This window comes from Streptomyces sp. NPDC008150 (genome assembly GCF_042956945.1).
Taxonomy (GTDB): domain Bacteria; phylum Actinomycetota; class Actinomycetes; order Streptomycetales; family Streptomycetaceae; genus Streptomyces.
On sequence record NZ_JBIBHJ010000007.1, the window covers coordinates 419013 to 437693 of the forward strand.

Genomic DNA, 18681 nt, shown 5'->3' on the forward strand with positions numbered 1-18681 from the left:
GCCCTCCCCGGTGCCGTGGACCCGCCGGTGCCCGCCGCGCGTCCGTCCGCCGGGGCCGCCGACGGGACGGCGGCCGCGCCGCGCGCGGCGGAGGGTGCCGCGTGAGCGCCCTGCGGTTCGTGGCGCTCGGGGACTCGCTCACTGAGGGGGTGGGAGACCCGGTGGACGGGGCGTGGCGAGGCTGGGCCGCGCTCCTCGCGGACGGGCTGTCCGGCGGGCCCGTGGAGTTCCACAACCTCGCGGTGAGCGGGGCGCGGACGCGGGACGTGGCGGAGCGGCAGTGCGCCCCCGGCCTCGCGCTGCGGCCCGACGTGGTGTCCGTCGTCGCCGGGGTCAACGACACCCTGCGCGGCAGCTTCGACATCCGTACCGTCGCCGCGTGCCTGGACGAGGTCTGCGGGGCGTTCGCTGCCCAGGGCGCGGTCCTGCTCACGGCCTGCCTGCCCGACCCCGGGGCGATGCTCGGGCTGCCGGGACTGCTCGGGGGCCCGCTGGCCCGGCGCCAGCGTGCCGTCAACGCCGTGGTGCACGCCCTCTCCGAGCGGTACGGGGCGGTGCACCTGCACGCGCACGACGAGCCGTGGATCGCGCAGCGGTCCATGTGGAGCGTGGACCGGCTGCACCCCGGCGAGCGCGGGCACCGGCAGTTCGCGGCACGCTTCCACGCGCTCCTCGCGCGCGAGGGCGTGGCCACCGGACCGGCGCCGTCCACCGAGCCCCGCCTCCCGCCGCCCACCGCGGCGGCGGGCCTGCGCTGGATGGCGACGGCGGGCACCGGCTGGATCGTCCGGCGCTGCACGGACCTGGTGCCGCAGCTCCTGCGGCTGGCGGGCGAGGAACTGCACCACCGGCTGCGCGGTACGCGCGTACGGCTCGACCGGCGGGCCGCGAACGCGGTCGGCGCGGCCCTCGCCGCGCTGTCCCCGTCACCCGCTCCGGCGCCGCGCGGTCAGGTCCTCCTTCTGCCGACGGGCACGAACCGCACGGGCGTGCCGGGCGTCGCCTGTGCCGCGGAGGCGAGATCGGCGGCCCGGACGACGGCGATCACCGGGTAGCCCCCGGTGGTCGGATGGTCGGCGAGGAACACCACGGGCCGGCCGTCCGGCGGCACCTGGACCGCGCCGAGAACCATGCCCTCGCTGGGGAGTTCACCGGTCCGGGCCCGCTCCAGGGCGGGCCCCTCCGTGCGCAGCCCGATGCGATTGCTGGCGGAGGACACCCGGTAGGCGCCCGACGCGAGGGCGCGCAGGGCGCCCGGCGCGAACCAGTCCTCCCGGGGCCCGGCGACGACCCGCAGCACCAGTTCGCCGGGCGGGCCCGGCTGCGGCGCGACGTCCACGCGCGCGGGCGGGGCACACGGCCTGCCCAGCGGCAGCAGCGCGCCGTCCGCCAGCGGGGGCGGGCCGAGCCCGGAGAGCAGGTCCGTGGAGCGGCTGCCGAGCACCCGCTCCACGGCGATCCCGCCCGCGACACCGATGTACGCGCGTACGCCCCGCAGTGCGGCGCCCACCTCCAGGAGCGCGCCGGCCGGCACGTCCACCGGAGCACCCCAGGCGACCGCGCGGCCGTCCACGGCGACCGGGCACGGTGCGCCCGCGACCGCCACGGTCACCGCCGAACGGGGCCGCAGCGCACAGCCGTTGAGGGTCGTCTCCAGTACGGCCGCCTCCGGCGGACTGCCCACGAGCCGGTTGACGAGCGCCGCGGCGGGCCCGTCGAGCGCCCCCGAGCGGGGCACGCCGAGGTGGGCGTGACCGGGGCGGCCCAGGTCCTGCACGGTGGTCAGTGCCCCGGCCCGTACGACGAGCAGCGCGCGGTCGCTCACGCGTCCCCCACGGGCACGAAACGTACCCGCGTACCGGGCGACAGGAGGGCGGCCGGCACCCGCGCGTGGTCCCACAGCACCGCGTCCGTCGTCCCGACGAGCTGCCAGCCGCCGGGCGACGCACGCGGGTACACGCCCGTGTACGGCCCGGCCAGCGCCACCGAACCGACGGGGACGGCCGTGCGCGGAGTGGCCCGGCGCGGTACGGCGAACCGTTCCGGCAGGCCGGTCAGGTAGCCGAAACCGGGCGCGAACCCGCAGAAGGCGACGGTGAATTCGGTGCCCGCGTGGATGCGGGCGACCTCCGGCACCGGGACCTTCCACAGGGCCGCCACGTCCGCGAGGTCCGGTCCGTCGTAGCGCACCGGGATCTCGACCGTCCGGGCCGGCCGCGAGGGGGCGGGCGGGACCGCGGAGGCGGACAGTTCCGACGCCAGGCGGGCCGGGTCGTCCAGGCCGTCGAGCAGCACGGTACGGGCGGCGGGGACGATCTCACGGGCGGTCAGCAGGCCCTCGGCGCGACGCCGGCACAGCTCCGCGTGCAGGGCCCGCGCCTCCTCGCCGGAGGCGACCTCCACGAGCAGCGCCGCGTCGCCGGCCGGCCGTACCCTCACGCGAAGGCCTCCACCCGGACGCCGGACCCCAGCAGCCGTTCCCTCACCAGGCGGGCCAGTTCGACCGCGCCGTCGGTGTCGCCGTGCAGGCACAGGGAGCGGGCGCGCATCTCGATGCGGCGTCCCGAGCGGGCGTCGACGGCACCGTCCCGGGCCAGGTCCACCGAGCGCCGCACGACCTCCCCGGGGTCCGTGACGACCGCGCCGTCCGTGCCGCGCGGCACCAGCGTGCCGGCGTCGGTGTACGCGCGGTCCGCGAACGCCTCGGTGACGCACCCGAGGGCCGCCGCGCCGGCCAGCTCCAGCAGGCGCGAGCCGGGCAGACCGAGCACCGGGAGCGCCGCGTCGGCGAGCAGGACGCCCTCGACGACGGCGGCCGCCTGCTCCGCGTCGTGCACCACGCGGTTGTAGAGCGCGCCGTGCGGCTTCACGTAGGACACGCGGGAGCCGGCGGCGCGGGCGAAGACCTCCAACGCGCCGATCTGGTAAGCGATTTCGGCGGCGAGTTCGGCCGACGGGACGTCCATCGCCCGCCGTCCGAAGCCCGCCAGGTCGCGGTAGGACACCTGGGCGCCGATCCGGACGCCCTGTTCGGTGGCCAGCTCGCACACCCGCCGCATGGTGACGGCGTCCCCGGCGTGGAAGCCGCAGGCGACGTTGGCGCTGGTGACGACGGACAGCAGCCGTTCGTCGTCGGTGAGCCGCCAGCGGCCGAAGCCCTCGCCGAGGTCGGCGTTCAGATCGATCACGCTCATGGTTCTTCGATTATCCCCTCAGGCCACGCGGTAACGCTCGTCACGGGTGTCGGTCAGGAACATCTGGCCCGGCGCGTGCGTGATGGCGAACGGCGGACGCGACGCGGTCACCGCGGCCTGCGGAGTCACCCCGCACGCCCAGAACATCGGGACGTCGTCCGGTTCCGCGTCCACCGGGTCCCCGAAGTCGGGCCGGGCGAGATCCGTGATGCCCAGCACGGACGGGTCGCCGCAGAAGACGGGGCCGCCGTGCACGGCCGGCAGCAGCGCGCTCTCGCGGATCGCCGTGCGCACGTGCTCGGGCGGCACCGGCCGCATCGACACCACCAGCGGCCCGCTCAGCCGGCCGGCCGGACGGCACAGCCGGTTCGTCCGGTACATGGGGACGTTGCGGCCCTGCTCGACGTGGCGGACCGGGACGCCGGCCCGGCGCAGTGCCCACTCGAAGGTGAAACTGCACCCGATCAGGAACGACACCAGGTCGTCCCGCCAGTGGGCCAGCACGTCGGTGGGTTCGTCCACCAGCCCGCCGTCCCGCCACACCCGGTAGCGCGGCAGGTCGGTGCGCAGGTCGGCGCCCGGTGCCAGGACGGTCGCCGGCGAGCCCGCGTCCGTGACGTCGAGGACCGGACACGCCTTCGGGTTGCGCTGGCAGAACAGGAGCATGTCGTAGGCCCAGTCCGCGGGCACCGATATCAGGTTGGCCTGCGTGCGGCCCTCGGCGACCCCGGCGGTGGGACCCGCGAGGCCCTCCCGGAAGAGGGCGCGTGCCGCCGCCGGGCTCCACTCGCGCGCGTGCTCGTCGAGCAGGGTCAGGGGGACGTCCCCGGTGTGGTTCACGCCAGTTCCCTTCCGCCGGTCTCCGGCAGTCCCAGCAGCGCGAGGGCCGCGATGCCGTACCCGATCGCGCCGAAGACCAGCGCGCCGCCCACGCCCCAGCTGCCGGCGAGGTAGCCCACCAGGGTCGGGAAGACCGCGCCCACCGCGCGGCCCGTGTTGTACGTGAAGCCCTGTCCGGTGCCGCGCACCGCCGTCGGGTACAGCTCGCTCAGGTACGAGCCGAAGCCGCTGAAGATCGCCGACATGCAGAACCCGAGCGGGAACCCCAGGACGAGCAGCAGGGTGTTGGCGCCGTCCGGGATGTTGGCGTACGCGAGCACGCAGACCGCCGACAGCAGGGCGAAGAGCCAGATGTTGGGGCGCCGCCCCAGCCTGTCGGTGAGACGGCCGCCGGTCAGGTAGCCCGCGAAGGCGCCGGAGATCAGGAACGTCAGGTACGTGCCCGTACCGACGACCGACAGCCCGCGCTCGGTCTTCAGGTAGGTCGGGATCCAGGTCGCCAGCGTGTAGTAGCCGCCCTGCACGCCCGTGGAGAGCAGCGCGGCGAACACCGTGGTGCGCAGCAGGCCCGGTCCCGAGGGACCGGCCGGCCGGAGGATCGCCGCGAACGACCCCTTGGCCGCGCCGCTCTCGCGCACCGCCTCCGGCGCGTCGTGCACCCGGCGCCGCATCCAGACCACCAGCAGGGCGGGCAGCGCGCCGGTCCAGAACATCACCCGCCAGGCCAGGCCGTCGTCGACGAGCGAGAACACCAGGGTGTAGACGAACGCGGCCAGCGCCCAGCCCACCGCCCAGGAGCTCTGCACCGCGCCGAGGGTGCGGCCCCGGTGCCGGGCGCTCGTGTACTCGGCGACCAGGACGGCGCCGACCGCCCACTCCCCGCCGAAGCCGAGGCCCTGGAGCGCCCGGAACAGCAGCAGCGCCCCGTAGTCGGGCGCGAAACCGCAGGCCACGGTGAACACCGCGTACGTCACGACGGTGATCATCAGGGCCCTGACCCGGCCCACCCGGTCCGCGAAGACCCCGGCGAGCGCGCCGCCGAACGCGGACACGACCAGCGTGACCGTGGTGAACAGGCCGGTCTGCCCGCTGTCCAGGCCGAAGTACGCGGCCAGCGCGACCATCGTCAGCGGCAGCGTGAAGTAGTCGTAGGAGTCGAGGGCGTAGCCGCCGAACGCGCCGGCGAACGCCCGCCGGCCCTGCGGCCCGAGTGCGCGCAGCCAGCCCAACGGGCCGTCCTGCGAAGGATGTTGCGCGTCGGAGGCCGAACGGCCCGCGGACAGTGCGTGCGGCGGAGGAGTCGTACTCATGGGCACCTCGCGAATGAGGGACGGAGGGTGCTGAGGACTGGGCCGTGCCGTGCGGGAACAGCGGGGCGCGAGCTTCAAATCGCCTTGTGTGCATGCGAGTTGGAGACAGCGGCCGGAGCGTTCCCTTGTTCCGCACCGTAGAGGATCGTTCAACGATCCTTCAATACCCCCGTTGTCTCGTCCTTGTATCTGCGATTGAATTCCGGGCATGGCAGAGCAGCTGACCCAACTGGCCGAGGACCGCGCCCTGCTGGGCCGCACCAGCACCGCCGAGCGCGTCTCCGACATCCTCAGGACCCGCATAGCGGAGGGGTACTTCCTGCCCGGCACCCGGCTCTCCGAGGACGGCATCGGGGGTGCGCTCGGGGTCTCGCGCAACACCCTGCGCGAGGCGTTCCGCCTGCTCACCCATGAGCGGCTGCTCGTCCACGAGTTGAACCGGGGCGTGTTCGTCCGGGTGCTGACGGTCGAGGACGTCGAGGACATCTACCGGACCCGGCGGCTCGTCGAGTGCGCCGTCGTCCGCGAACTCGGCGCACCCCCCTACGCCCTCGACGGGGTCGCCGCGGCCGTCGCGGGCGGCCATGCCGCGGCCGGTGAAAGTGACTGGAAAGGACTGGCCACCGCCAACATCCACTTCCACCGCGAACTGGTCGCGCTGGCCGGCAGCGACCGCACCGACGAACTCATGCGCGGCGTCTTCGCCGAACTCCGCCTGGCCTTCCACATCGTGAACGACCCGCGCCGCCTCCACGAGCCCTACCTCGTGCGCAACGAGCAGATCCTCGCCGCGCTCCGGGCGGGCGACGCCCCCGCTGCCGGAGAGCTGCTCGCCGCCTACCTGGACGACTCGCTGCGCGGGATGACCGAGATCTACCGCCGCCGGGTGCGCGAGGGCGAGGTCTAGCGGGCCGGGGGCCCTCGCGCGGGCCCTTCGTCGAGGGGTGCGGCGAGGGTGGTGGCGCCCGTGACGGCCGTCGCTTCTGCGTCGTTTGGGCCGTTGTCGGACCGAGGACCTAGTCTGTGCACCGTGACTTCGCCTGCATCGACGGATCCCACTCCGCCCCAGCTCAGCGCGGGGCCGCGCCCCGCGCCGGGGCCGGCCGCCGACGAGGGCCTGGCACGGCGGCTGCGCGCGCTCGCCTGCACCGCGCCGCTGCACGACCTCGACGCACGCAAGGCCAACCTCGCCGGCGAGTACTCGGTCTACGGCATGGCCGAGGTGGCGCTGTCCGTCATCGACCTGGTCACGCTCAACATGGACTTCGACACGGGCGCCGACCACGACGAGATAGTGGCCCGCCTCGTCCCCCGCATCTCCGCCCAGGCACCGCACCGCCCCGCCGCCGAGCACGAACGCGTCGCGCGCTGGGTCCTGGAGAACCTGATCAACGTCGGCAGCGTCGACCGCGGCTTCCGCGTCGTCTACGGCACCTTCGCGCAGGACGGCAGCTACGTCCGGCGCGACTACGACTTCAAACTGATCGAGGAGGTCCCCGGCCCCGGCGGCACCGTCTACCTGCGCACCACCGACGAAGCGGTCAACGTCCTCGTCGGCGCCCTCGACACCGACGTCACCAGTGCCCAGATCGCCGCCGAGGTGAAACTGGAGGTGCTCGTCAGCCGGGGCCGCCTCGCCGACGCCCAGCTCGCCGCCGAACAGGCCCGCTACCGCACGGTCCAGTACTCCGAGACGCTGCGCCGCGCCCTGGAGGCCACCCGCCGCAACGTCCGCGCGGTGGACTGGCTCAACGCCGTCCCCGACATGATCGCCGAGGCGCTCGACCACGTCGCCGACCGCTACCGCCACGAGAACGCGATCCTCACCAACATCCGCAAGGCCCGCGACGAGACCGAGGACGCCGAGAACAAGCGCCGCGCCGCAGAACTCGTCGACATCGTCAAGGACTGCATCCGCCGCCACACCCAGCTCCAGTCCCGTCTGCTGGAGGCCGGCCCGCTGTTCCGCGCCGAGCAGGACCGGCAGGCCTTCGCGACCCCGCTCACCACGTCGGGCACCGACCTGTACGGCCATCTCCTCGCGCCCGTACTGCCGTTGCCGCTGGAGCACGCCCGCCGGGTCACCGACGCCTTCTTCGCGCACGGCACCGGACTGCGCACGCCCGTCGCCGTCCGTGTCGGCGACCTCGTCGACATCCTGCTGACCCCGCCCGTCGAGCGGGAGCACCTGGGCGCCGAGATGCCGGAGCCCGACCTGATCGCCACCCCCGACGACAGTCGCTTCAGCGAGGAGCAGCTCGCCGCAGCGAAGGCACTGCTCGACCTTCCCGCCGACGCGCCGCGCCGCCTGTCCGGACTGCTCGCCGAGGCCCGCGGCCAGGACGCCGAACTGCCCTACCTGGTCGCGCTGCTCGCCGTCCACGCGGCCAGCCCGCCCGTCGGCACCGCGCACCGGCAGGGCGAACGCACCCTGCTGTTCGCCGTGGACGACGGCACCGAACTGGACGACCCCGAGTTCGGCGGCGCCGACCTCATCGTGGGCACCGCGCTGCTGGACGTCGCCGAGGGCGGCGGCAGCGGCCGGACGGAGGCGGCGTGACGGACCGCCCGCCGACCGCCCGCCCCGCCCCGCGCCGGACCACCGCCCCGCGCCGGACCACCGCCCCGCGCCGGACCGCCCCCGGCCGTCGTCCGCCCGTGAACCGCCCCACCAAGGAGCCCAGCCCGTGACCGACACCGTCGAATGGAGCACGCCGGAGGAGACACCCGCCCCGGCGTCCGCCGCCGTCACCCCGGCCGACGCCGCCGACGCGGCACGCCTGGTCGCCTTCGGACTCCAGCCCCGGCTCCAGCCCGCCCGCGACCAGGAGTACGCCGACCTGCTGCGCCGCTACCGCGAGGACCCGCCCTTCGCGCGCCTCGCGGACGCCGTCGCCGCCGGACTCGGACTCGTCGTCCTGGAGGTCTCCTCGCGCGCGGGCATGGCCGTCACGGCCGCCGAGGACTCCGTCTTCGCCGTCCGCATGGGCGACTACGCCCGCCGCGCCGCCACCGACTCCGGCGACCGCTTCCTGCACGGCCTGGCCCATCTCGCCGTCGCCGCCCTGGCGTTCCCCCGCCCCGAGGACCTCGCCGACGACGGCTACATCGGCCGGGTCACCGTCAACGGCGTGGACGCCTTCGTCCGCCAGGCGTGCCGCCGCCTGGAGGAGCGCGCCGCGGAACAGGGCGAGAACACCGACCCGGCCACCGACGAGGGCGGCCTGGAGGCCGCCTGGCGCATCTGGGCCAGACGCAGCGCGACCGGTGCCACCAAGGACGCCCGGCGGCTGGCCGGGTCCACCACCGGCATCGTCGGCAAGGCCACCGCGTTCCTCACCGAGTCCGGCTTCCTCCAGCGCACGGGGGACGACAGCGGCGGCACCTTCCGCACCACCGCCCGCTACCAGCTCCAGGTGCGCGACATGGCCGGCAGCGCGGCCCTGGCCGAACTGCTCGCCCTCGGCGTGGTGCCGGTGACCGACGGCACCGCCAGCCTGATGCCCGCCGCCGACGACGACGATCTCGACCTGGTGTCCGACGCGGGACTGCCGTTCCACTCCTGACACCCGGCAGCCCCGCGCCCGGTCGCCCCGTCCCCGCGGGACGCCCCGCACACCGGGCCGCGCCCGCCCACCACCGCACGAGCCGCCGGAACACCCCACGGGTTCCGGACTGACGACGAGAGTCCGCCATGTACGAGCTGTCCCGGGTCCGCCTCTACTCCATCGGGCCCGCCGGTGCGCGCTACGCCGACACCGTCCTCGACCTGCGCGGCGTGGGCGAGCCGGTGCCCACGCCGGCCCCCGCGCAGGCGGAGTTCTTCGAGGAGGAGCCGGTCGGGCCGCCGCGCCGCCCCGCCCCCGCCGGCGTGCTCTTCCTGGAGAACGGCGGCGGCAAGTCCGTCCTGCTCAAGCTGATCTTCTCCGTCATGCTGCCCGGCCACCGCAACACCCTCGGCGGTGCCAGCTCCGGCGTGCTGCGCAAGTTCCTGCTCGCCGACGACTGCGGCCACGTGGTGCTGGAGTGGCAGCACGTGCTGACCGGCGAGTGCGTCGTCGTCGGCAAGGCCAGCGAGTGGCGCGGCCGCCAGGTCTCCAACGACCCGCGGAAGTTCGCCGAGGCCTGGTACTCCTTCCGGCCCGGACCCGGCCTGAGCCTGGACAACCTCCCCGTCGCGGAGTCCACCGCCGTGCGCCCCGCCGCCGAGGGCCAGTCCACCGCCCGCGGCAGGCGCCGCACGATGAAGGGGTTCCGCGACGCCTTCACCGACGCGGGCAAGGCGTACCCGCACCTGGAGACGCACTGGGAGGAGACCCACGAGCGCTGGACCGAGCACCTCGGGGAACTGGGCCTGGACCCCGAACTCTTCCGCTACCAGCGCGAGATGAACGCCGACGAGGGCGAGGCGGCCGGCCTCTTCGCCGTGAAGAAGGACTCCGACTTCACGGACCTGCTGCTGCGCGCCGTCACCGACACCCGCGACACCGACGGCCTCGCCGACCTGGTCGGCGGCTTCGGCAACAAGCTCGGCCGCCGTTCCGAACTCATCGCCGAACGCGACTTCACCGCCGGGTCGCTGGACCTGCTCGGCCGCATCGCCGACAACGCCGAGGCCCGCGCCCGCACCCGCGACATCCACGCCGCCGCCGAGCGCCGCACCCGTACCCTCGCCCGGCGGCTGACCGCCCGCGCCGGACAGGAACGGCTGCGCACCGCCGACCTGGCCGAGCGGGTCACGGGCGCCGCGCAGGCCGTCACCACCGCCGAGCGCGAGCGCCGCACCAGCGCCCTCGTCTCCGCCGAACTCGCCTACCGGCACGCCTCGTTGGCGCTCGCCTCGGCCGAGCGGGCCACCGCCGCGCAGAAACGCGAGCTCGCCGACGCACGCACCCTGCACTCCGCCTGGCAGGGCGCCGAGGCGGTGCTGCGGCACCGGGCCGCCGCCGACCGGGTGGCGCGGGTCGCCGCCGCCATCCAGGAGGCCGAGCGCGACGCCGCCCCGGCCCTCGCCGCACGGGCCCGCGCCGCCACGGAACTGGTCCGCGCCCTGCACGCCGCCGCCGGGCGGGCCGAGGCACTCGCCAACGAGGAGGAGGAGCGCTCCTCCGCCCTCCAGGAGGTGGGCGACGGCGCCCACCGCGACGCGACGGCCGCCGCCACCGAGGCGCAGCGCGCCCGCAGCGAGATCGGCCACCTGCGCCAGCGCCTCGCCGAGGTCGAGCAGGAGACCGCCGAGGCGGTCCGGGCCGGCTGGCTGGACGACAGCGCCCCCGACGCCGACCCGGCACGGGCGGCCCTCGCCGCGAGCGACGCCGAGAAGACCGCCGTCGCCGCCTGGGACACCGCCCGCGAGGCGTCCCGGCGGGCCACCGAGCACGCACGGGAGGCGGCGTCCACCGAGTCCCGCGCCGAACTCACCGCGGCCCGCGCCGCCGACGCGGCGACCGCCGCCGAGCGCGCGTACGACGCCGAGCACCGCACGGCCGCCGCACTCGCCGCGGAGACCCGGCTCGCCGAACTGCTGAGCCTGCCCGCCGCACCGGGCGCCGGGACGGGTGCCGTCCCCGGTCCGCGCGCGGAGGACGCCCGGGACGGCGCCGCGGACACCGGGACGGGTGCCGCGGCCACCCGCGGCGGCGGCACGGCCTCCGCGGGGACGGCGACCGCCACCACGACCGGCCCCGGCCGCCCCGAGCACGGCTCCGCCCGCCCCGGCGCCCGGCGGGCCACCCCGAAGCCGGTCCGCGCCCGCACCGACGACCCGCTCACCGCCGCTGAACTCGACTCCTTCGCCGACGAGTTGCGCGAACTGCTCGACCAGGCCGTCGCCACCGCCGAGCGCCAGCTCTTCGACCTGCGCACCCACGCCGCCGACGACGCCCGCATCCTCGGCGCGCTCGGCGACGGGGGACTGCTGCCCGCCGGACCCGACGTGCTCGCCACCGTGGAGTACCTCGGCGAGCACGGCATCCCCGCGCTGCCCGGCTGGCGCTACCTCGCCCAGGCCGTCGACCCCGCCGACCACGCGCGCGTTCTCGCGGCCCGCCCCGAGCTGGTCGACGGCGTGATCATCACCGACCCCGACACCCACGCCCGCGCCCGCCGCGCCCTCGGCCAGGCCGCGCTGCTGCCGCGCTCCGCGGTCGCCGTCGGCACCGCCGCCGCCCTGCTCGCCCCCACCCCGCCCGGCGCCGACGGCGGCCCCGGTGAGGTGTTCCTCGTCCCGCCGAACCCCGCCATGCACGACGAGCTGGCCGCCGACGAGGAACGGCAGGCGCTGCGCACCCGTGCCGCCGAGCGCGACGACGAGATCCGCGCCCTCGCGGCCCGGCTCGGCAAGGACCGCGAACTCGCCGCCCGCCTCGCCTCCTGGCGCGGCGGCTGCCCGGCCGGCCGGCTCGCCGAACTGGCCCGCGCCGCCGACGAGGCGCACACCTTCGCCCAGGAGACCGAGGCGGAGCTCGCCGAGGCCCGTGCCCTGCGCACCGAGGCCGACGAGGCCGCCGCCGAGGCCGCCCGGGTCCGCGACGAGACCCAGGAGGCCGGCCAGCGGGCCCGCCGCGCCGCCGACGCCCTCGCCGGGCTGGCCTTCCGGCTGCGCGAACGCTCCGGCTGGCAGGCCCGGCTGCGCGAACTCGCCGACGACGCCGCCGAGTCGGAGGCCCGCGCGAGCACCTGCCTGGAGCGCGCCCGCGCCGCCGACGAGGACCGCCGCGCCGCCCAGCGCGCCGCCGACGACGCCCGCCGCACCGCCCGCACCCTGCGCGCCGAACGCTCCGAGATCGCCGGCGCCCCCGACGACGTCCCGGACGACGACGCCGACGCGGCCAAGGAACCGCTGCCCGCGCTGCGCGAGGCCTACCGCGCCGCCTCCCAGGTGTACGAGAAGGTCGGCGTCGGCGCCGACCTGCGCGCCGAACAGGCCCGCGCCGAGAGCGACGAGAGCGCCGCCCGCTCCGACCTGGACCGGCTCAGCAACAAGGTCCGCACCCGCGCCGAACAGCTCCTCCAGTCGACGGACGGGGCCGACGGACCGTCCCGGCAGGCCGCCGTCGCGCGCGCCGACGAACTCGTGCAGCTCCTGGAGACGCGGATGACCGCGGCGAGCGAGCAACTGGGCCGGCTGCGCGGCGAGGCCGAACGCCTCGCCCCGGAGGACGGCGACGACGCCCACACCGAACTCCCCGACGACCTGCGCCCCCGCGACGCCGAGCAGGCCCAGGCCCTGCTGCGCACCGCCACCGGCGAACTCGCCGCCCGTACCGAGGCGTTGCGCCTGGCCGGGGACGCCCACACCGACCTCGTCGCCCTGCACCGCGCCGCCGAGGACGCGGCCCGCGGCTTCGACGAGAGCGCCGCCATGCTCCGCGACCTGCTGCGCGAGCACACCCCGGAGGAGGAGCAGGAGGAGCCCGAGCCCTACCCCGGCACCCTCGAAGAGGCCCGGCAGGCGGGCGCCGAGGCCCGGCGCTCCCTGCGCGGCTGCGCCGCCGACCTGTCCGCCGCGGAGGCCGCCGTGCGCGAGGCGAGCGACGTCCTCGTCCGGCACGCCAACTCCACCCGCTTCGAGCAGGTCCGCACCCCCGCCCGCCAGCAGATCCGCGAACTGCCCGCCGCCGCGCTGCCCGAGCACGCGCAGAAGTGGGCCGCCGCCTTCGCGCCCCGGCTGCGGGTCCTCACCGACGAACTCGCCCAGCTCGAACGCAACCGCGACTCCATCGTGGACCGGCTGCGCGGCCTCGTGGAGTCCGCGCTCGCCACCCTGCGCTCCGCACAGCGGCTGTCCCGGCTGCCCGAGGGGCTGGGGGAGTGGTCCGGCCAGGAGTTCCTGCGCATCCGCTTCGAGGAGCCCGACCAGGCCACGCTCACCGAACGGCTCGGCGAGGTCATCGACGAGGCGACCCGGGCCGCGGTCCGCAAGAACTCCGACCTGCGCCGCGACGGCATGTCCCTGCTGCTGCGCGGAGTCGGCGCCGCCCTCCAGCCCAAGGGCGTCGCCGTGGAGATCCTGAAGCCGGACGCCGTGCTGCGCGCGGAGCGCGTCCCCGTCGGGCAGATGGGCGACGTCTTCTCCGGCGGCCAGCTGCTCACCGCCGCCATCGCCCTGTACTGCACGATGGCCGCCCTGCGCAGCAACGACCGCGGGCGGGACAAGCACCGGCACGCCGGCACGCTGTTCCTCGACAACCCCATCGGCCGCGCCAACGCCACGTACCTGCTGGAGCTCCAACGGGCCGTCTCCGACGCGCTGGGTGTCCAACTCCTGTACACGACCGGCCTGTTCGACACGACCGCGCTCGCCGAGTTCCCGCTCGTGATCCGGCTGCGCAACGACGCGGACCTGCGGGCCGGCCTGAAGTACATCAGCGTCGAGGAACACCTGCGGCCCGGTCTCCCGCAGCCCGCGCCGGCCGGGGAGGGCGACGCCGTGCACAGCGAGATCACGGCGACCCGGATGTTCCGGCGCCCCGCACCGGCGGCGGGTTGAGAGCCGCCGCCGGTGCGGCCGGGGACGGCGGCCGCACCGCGCGAACGTGAGCGGGGGCGGCGCGGGCGGACCCGCGCCGCCCCCGCTCACGTCGTGTCAGTCCGGCGACCCTGCTCCGATCGGCACAAGTGCCGTCAGGAGTGCGACAGTTGCCGGGCCCCGCGCCGCCTGGCTATCCGGGCCTTGGCGCGCTCGTCGGCCCGCGCGTGACGCCGGGACCGGCGCCGCTCGCGGCGCAGCGCCCGCGCCGTGCTGCTCGGGACCGACACCACGCCGTACCGCTGGTTCCACACCTGGCGGGTGACCCATACGTCCAGGGCGCCCCACGTCGCCACCACCGTGCTGACCACGCTGCTGAGCACCATCGGGAAGGCGAGCCAGGAACCCGCCAGGGTGCACAGGAACGCCACCATCGCCTGAATCAGCGTCAGCGAGATGATCAGCACCGCCCGCACCGACGCCGTACGCACCGGGTCGGGCATCCGGCGCCTGCGCGCCGGCTCCTCGACCCACAACTGCCGTCCGGCCGACGGCTCCTCGGTGCGGACCGGCACCGGCCGCCCGGCGCCCGGCCCGGCCGCCCCGCGGTCCCGCGCGTCCCGCACGCCCCCGTCCGCTCCCGCGTCCGCGTCCCACCCGGACCGTTCCCCTACGGCCGTCTCGCGCCGCTCTGCCGTGCCCATCAACTTGTCACTCCCACCCGCCGACAGCAGACCGCTCGCTCCGTGGTCCGAAGACCCGGTTCCCCTGTGGCTGCCCGGCATGCGCCGTGTTACGCCATCCCCGCACGGGGATCGGCTTCCTTGGCCGGTTCCGCGTCCGGTTCTCCCGGGGAGAAACCGACTCCCCACGCCCCGAGGACGAACCGCGCACCCCGCCCATGTACAGAAAGACGAACGACGTGCGCCGAAGATTCCCGGGAAAGGGAAAAACTGGTCAACGCGTCGTCACGCGACCGGAACCGGCCCCGACGGCCCCGCCGGGCAGCGGTCCCGGCGCTCCGGCGGGACGGGGGACGATCTCCCGCCATGACCGGACAACTCGCCATCTCTCGCACCGGGACGGGAAGTTCGGCTTCCGGACTGGCCTTCGAGTTGTCCCGCCGTCAGTAGTAGGCTCGCGCCGTTTATTGACGCACATGTGTGCCCCAGTTCGCGGGGCCGAGCTGGGGGAGGCCATGCGCTTTCGCGGGAAGTCCGTCCGCAGGAAGATCGTGGCGCTGCTTCTCGTGCCCCTGGTTTCCCTGACCGTCGTCTGGGGCTTCGCCACGGTCGTCACCGGCCGCGAGGCCTCCCGGCTGGTCAACGTGTCCTCCGTGGTCGAGAAGGTCGGCTACCCCACCGAGGACACCGTCCGCGCCCTCCAGCAGGAACGCCGCCAGACCCTCGTCTACATCGCCGACCCGCGCGCCTCCGACGGGCTCTCCGCGCTCCGCCGCAGCCGCGCCGCGACCGACGACGCCGTCGCGAGGATCCGCAAGAACGCCCGGAGCCCCGACGTCCGCGACGCCATGGGGGAGAGCACCGACGAACGCATGACCGCGGTGCTGGACGCCTTCGGCGGCCTCGTCTCCCTGCGGCGCAGCGTCGACGACGGCACCCTCGACCGCGTCCAGTCCCTCGGCCTCTACAACCGCCTGGTCGACCCCTGCTACACCCTGCTCGCCAAACTCCGGGTCGTCGACAACGTCGAACTCGACAAGCAGTACCGCGCCCTCGTCAATCTCGCACAGGCCCGCGAACTCCTCTCCCGCGAGGACGCCCTGCTCGGCTCCTCCCTGGTCGCCGGCGGGATCCGCCGCGACGAACGCCGCGACGTGTCCGACCTCGTGGCCCGGCGGACCGAGCTGTACGACGTGAACCTCCCGCTGCTCCCCGAGGCGGAACGCGAACGCTACGAGCGCTTCTGGAAGAGTCCCGCCACCGGGCCCCTGCGCGTCGCCGAGGAGGCCGTCGCCTCCTCCGCCTCCGACACGCCGCGCGGGGTCGCCGCGAGCAGTTGGGACAGTGCCGCGGGCGACGTCCTCGGCTCGCTCGGCACCCTCAATGACGAGGCCGACGACCGCTACCAGGAACGCGTCGACCCGGTCGCGACGCGCGTCCTCGTCAAGGCGGTGCTGGCCGGGGTCCTCGGCCTCGTCGCCGTCCTGGTGTCGCTCTTCCTGTCCGTGCGGGTCGGCCGCGGCCTCATCCGCGACCTGCGGCGGCTGCGGCTGGAGGCCCACGAGGCGTCCGGCGTCCGGCTGCCCGGCGTGATGCGCCGGCTGTCCGCGGGCGAGGAGGTCGACGTGGAGACCGAGGCGCCCGTCCTCCAGTACGAACAGAGCGAGATCGGCGAGGTCGGCCTCGCCCTCAACACGCTTCAGCGCGCCGCCGTCGAGGCCGCCGTGAAGCAGGCCGAACTGCGCTCGGGAGTCTCCGAGGTCTTCGTGAACCTCGCCCGGCGCAGCCAGGTGCTGCTGCACAAGCAGCTCACCCTGCTCGACGCCATGGAGCGGCGCACCGAGGACACCGACGAACTCGCCGACCTGTTCCGCCTGGACCACCTGACGACCCGCATGCGCAGGCACGCGGAGGGACTCGTGATCCTCTCGGGCGCCGCGCCCTCCCGCCAGTGGCGCAAACCGGTCCAGCTCATGGACGTCGTGCGCGCCGCGGTCGCCGAGGTCGAGGACTACGAGCGCATCGAGGTGCGGCGCCTGCCGCGCATCGCCGTCACCGGCCCCGCCGTCGCCGACCTCACCCACCTGCTGGCCGAACTCCTGGAGAACGCCACGGTGTTCTCCCCGCCGCACACCACCGTGCAGGTGCTCGGCGACCATGTGGCCAACGGCTTCACCCTGGAGATCCAGGACCGCGGTCTCGGCATGGCGGCCGACGCCCTGCTCGACGCCAACCTCCGGCTCGCGGAGACCGCCGAGTTCGAGCTGTCCGACACCGACCGGCTCGGCCTGTTCGTGGTCAGCCGGATCGCCGGCCGGCAGAACGTGCGGGCGTCCCTCCAGCCCTCGCCCTACGGCGGCACCACCGCCGTCGTCTTCATCCCGGACACCCTCCTGACGGACGACGTCCCGGACACCGACGGCGCCGGGTTCCGCCTCGGCCCCGAGGCCACGCGCGAGGAGGCCGTCCCGCGCCACGGCAGGGCCGAGGCGCTGACCGGCGGGCCCGTCCGCCGCACGGGACTGCCGGCGGCGTCCTTCGACGCGCAGGCCGAGCTGGAGGACGTGGGCGGCCCCACCGCGCTCGACGACATCGCGGGCGTGCCGGACGAACTGACGGACGACCACGGCGGCCTGCTGTCGTCCCACCGCTCCATCGCCCGCGGACCGGCGACCCCGCCGGACGGCACGGACCTGCGCGGCGGGGGCAGACGGCCCAGCGACGTGCTGCCCGGCGGCAAGGCCCCCGGCGGCCGTGACGGCAGGGAGCAGGACGGCGGCCCGGCTCCCCTGCCGCGGCGCGGAACGCCCAAGCTGGTCAGTTCGCACGGCCGTCCGGTCACCGACCGCGCGACGGCACGGAACGAACCCCAGGACGCGCGCACCGCCTCCGCCACGCCCGCGCGCTCCGGCCCGGAGGCGCCGGCCCCGCTGCCGGTCCGCCGCAGCCCCGGGCAGTCCGCCCGGACGCCGCTGACGGGCGGCCCCCGCCGGGCGGCGATCCTGCCGGCGCAGTGGACACCCGCCGCCCGCGACGCCTCCCCGCAGGACGGCCCGGACGACGACCGCACACCGGACGCGTCCGGCGGCACGGACCGGCCGGACGCGCAGCCGCCGCTGCTCCCGCGCCGCACCCCCCGCGCCGGGACGAACCCCGGCGGCCCCGCGGCCCCGCACGGCGGCCCACGCCGGTCCGGCCCCGCCGGTTCCGCCCCGGACGGGCCCGCCCCGGCCGGCGCCTCCGCGGAACCGTCCGGGGATCCGGGCGTCCCGGGAGCTTCCGAACTCCCCGGTGTTCCCGGGAGACTTGGGGAGACGGCACCCGGCACACCGGCCGCAGGGGACGCAACGGGCGCACGGTCCGCGGAAACAGCCCCGGCGGAGGGAACCACCGGACGGGGAAGGACCGTTGATCCTGACGAGCCGCACGACGCCCGGGACGGGAACCAGGACCGGAACCGGGACCGGGACCGGAACCAGGACCTCGGGAGCGCACCCGGGGGCTCCCTGCCCCGACGGGTGCGGCAGGCCAGCCTGGCACCGCAGTTGAGGCAGGCGGCAGGGTCCGGGACCGAGCCCGGCACAGGGGACGGCACCGACCTCGCCGACCGCGACGCCGACGAGGTCCGCAGCAGGATGGCGTCGCTCCAGCGCGGCTGGCAGCGGGGCCGCGAGGAGAACGCCGCCGGCGAGGACCACGGCGACGGCACAGGCACAGCAACAGGAACGACAAGGGGGGACGGTCGATGACCGCACCGAATCCGACCGGCCGGGGCACGGCCGGCAGTACCGAGCTGAACTGGCTCCTGGACGACCTCGTCAGCAGGGTCTCCAGCATCCGCAAGGCCGTCGTGCTCTCCAGCGACGGTCTGGCGACCGGGGTGTCGGCCGACCTGACCCGTGAGGACGGCGAGCACCTGGCGGCCGTCTCCTCGGGCTTCCACAGTCTGGCCAAGGGGGTCGGCCGCCACTTCGCGGCGGGCAACGTCCGCCAGACCATCGTCGAACTGGACGGCGCCTTCCTGTTCGTGACCGCGGCCGGCGACGGCAGTTGCCTCGCCGTGCTGTCGGACGCGGACGCCGACGTCGGCCAGGTCGCCTACGAAATGACGCTCCTCGTCAAGCGGGTCGGTGTGCATCTGGGCGCCGCACCGCGCAACGATGCCGCCTCGGGCGGGTAATGAG

General features: G+C 75.5%; 13 protein-coding genes. 7 read left to right on the forward strand and 6 right to left on the reverse strand.

All coding sequences use genetic code 11. The features are described 5' to 3' along the window. Nucleotides 1-101: 101 nt before the first annotated feature. On the forward strand, nucleotides 102-1055 hold the full coding sequence (locus ACFZA0_RS20340) for a GDSL-type esterase/lipase family protein (protein WP_391018600.1): 954 nt from the start codon (nucleotides 102-104) through the stop codon (nucleotides 1053-1055). Here the strand turns inward: ACFZA0_RS20340 and ACFZA0_RS20345 are convergent. Genes ACFZA0_RS20345 through ACFZA0_RS20365 form a run of 5 tightly spaced genes read right to left on the reverse strand, consistent with a single transcriptional unit; the run spans nucleotide 950 to nucleotide 5344 of the window. Continuing rightward, nucleotides 950-1825, reverse strand: a complete 876-nt coding sequence (locus ACFZA0_RS20345) for a 5-oxoprolinase/urea amidolyase family protein (protein ID WP_391018603.1) — start codon at nucleotides 1823-1825, stop codon at nucleotides 950-952. The genes ACFZA0_RS20340 and ACFZA0_RS20345 overlap by 106 nt on opposite strands. Continuing rightward, nucleotides 1822-2439 (reverse strand): carboxyltransferase domain-containing protein, encoded by a 618-nt coding sequence (locus ACFZA0_RS20350; protein ID WP_391018606.1) that lies wholly within the window; start codon nucleotides 2437-2439, stop codon nucleotides 1822-1824. The genes ACFZA0_RS20345 and ACFZA0_RS20350 overlap by 4 nt, the downstream gene beginning before the upstream one ends. After that, nucleotides 2436-3194: a 5-oxoprolinase subunit PxpA gene (locus tag ACFZA0_RS20355; protein ID WP_391018609.1), complete on the reverse strand. Its 759-nt coding sequence runs from the start codon at nucleotides 3192-3194 to the stop codon at nucleotides 2436-2438. Before ACFZA0_RS20355 ends, ACFZA0_RS20350 begins: the two co-directional genes overlap by 4 nt. 18 nt (nucleotides 3195-3212) lie before the next feature. After that, entirely contained in the window at nucleotides 3213-4034 is an 822-nt protein-coding gene (locus ACFZA0_RS20360; protein ID WP_391018612.1) for a putative hydro-lyase, read from the reverse strand. Beyond that, entirely contained in the window at nucleotides 4031-5344 is a 1314-nt protein-coding gene (locus ACFZA0_RS20365) for an MFS transporter (RefSeq protein ID WP_391018615.1), read from the reverse strand. The genes ACFZA0_RS20360 and ACFZA0_RS20365 overlap by 4 nt, the downstream gene beginning before the upstream one ends. 208 nt (nucleotides 5345-5552) lie before the next feature. Here ACFZA0_RS20365 and ACFZA0_RS20370 point away from each other — a divergent pair, with 208 nt between their 5' ends. From ACFZA0_RS20370 to ACFZA0_RS20385, 4 genes are all read left to right on the forward strand, one after another. Beyond that, nucleotides 5553-6251 (forward strand): FCD domain-containing protein, encoded by a 699-nt coding sequence (locus ACFZA0_RS20370; RefSeq protein WP_391018618.1) that lies wholly within the window; start codon nucleotides 5553-5555, stop codon nucleotides 6249-6251. 123 nt (nucleotides 6252-6374) lie between these two features. Continuing rightward, a complete protein-coding gene (locus ACFZA0_RS20375; protein WP_391018621.1) occupies nucleotides 6375-7904 on the forward strand; it encodes a hypothetical protein in 1530 nt (509 codons plus the stop codon). Between the two features lie 127 nt (nucleotides 7905-8031). Further along, the gene (locus tag ACFZA0_RS20380; protein ID WP_391018624.1) at nucleotides 8032-8910 is read left to right on the forward strand and encodes a hypothetical protein; all 879 of its coding nucleotides are present in this window, start codon (nucleotides 8032-8034) and stop codon (nucleotides 8908-8910) included. 128 nt (nucleotides 8911-9038) lie between these two features. Continuing rightward, nucleotides 9039-13835 carry a hypothetical protein gene (locus tag ACFZA0_RS20385; RefSeq protein WP_391018626.1) on the forward strand — a complete coding sequence of 1599 codons (4797 nt, stop codon included), beginning with the start codon at nucleotides 9039-9041 and terminating at the stop codon, nucleotides 13833-13835. 134 nt (nucleotides 13836-13969) lie between these two features. On the opposite strand, the gene ACFZA0_RS20390 is transcribed toward ACFZA0_RS20385, so the two are convergent. After that, entirely contained in the window at nucleotides 13970-14518 is a 549-nt protein-coding gene (locus ACFZA0_RS20390) for a hypothetical protein (protein WP_391018628.1), read from the reverse strand. 455 nt (nucleotides 14519-14973) lie between these two features. On the opposite strand from ACFZA0_RS20390, the gene ACFZA0_RS20395 reads away from it, so the two are divergent. Both ACFZA0_RS20395 and ACFZA0_RS20400 read left to right on the forward strand, forming a co-directional pair. After that, on the forward strand, nucleotides 14974-18246 hold the full coding sequence (locus tag ACFZA0_RS20395; protein WP_391018631.1) for a nitrate- and nitrite sensing domain-containing protein: 3273 nt from the start codon (nucleotides 14974-14976) through the stop codon (nucleotides 18244-18246). Continuing rightward, a complete protein-coding gene (locus ACFZA0_RS20400; protein WP_391018634.1) occupies nucleotides 18243-18677 on the forward strand; it encodes a roadblock/LC7 domain-containing protein in 435 nt (144 codons plus the stop codon). The genes ACFZA0_RS20395 and ACFZA0_RS20400 overlap by 4 nt, the downstream gene beginning before the upstream one ends. Nucleotides 18678-18681: the final 4 nt, after the last annotated feature.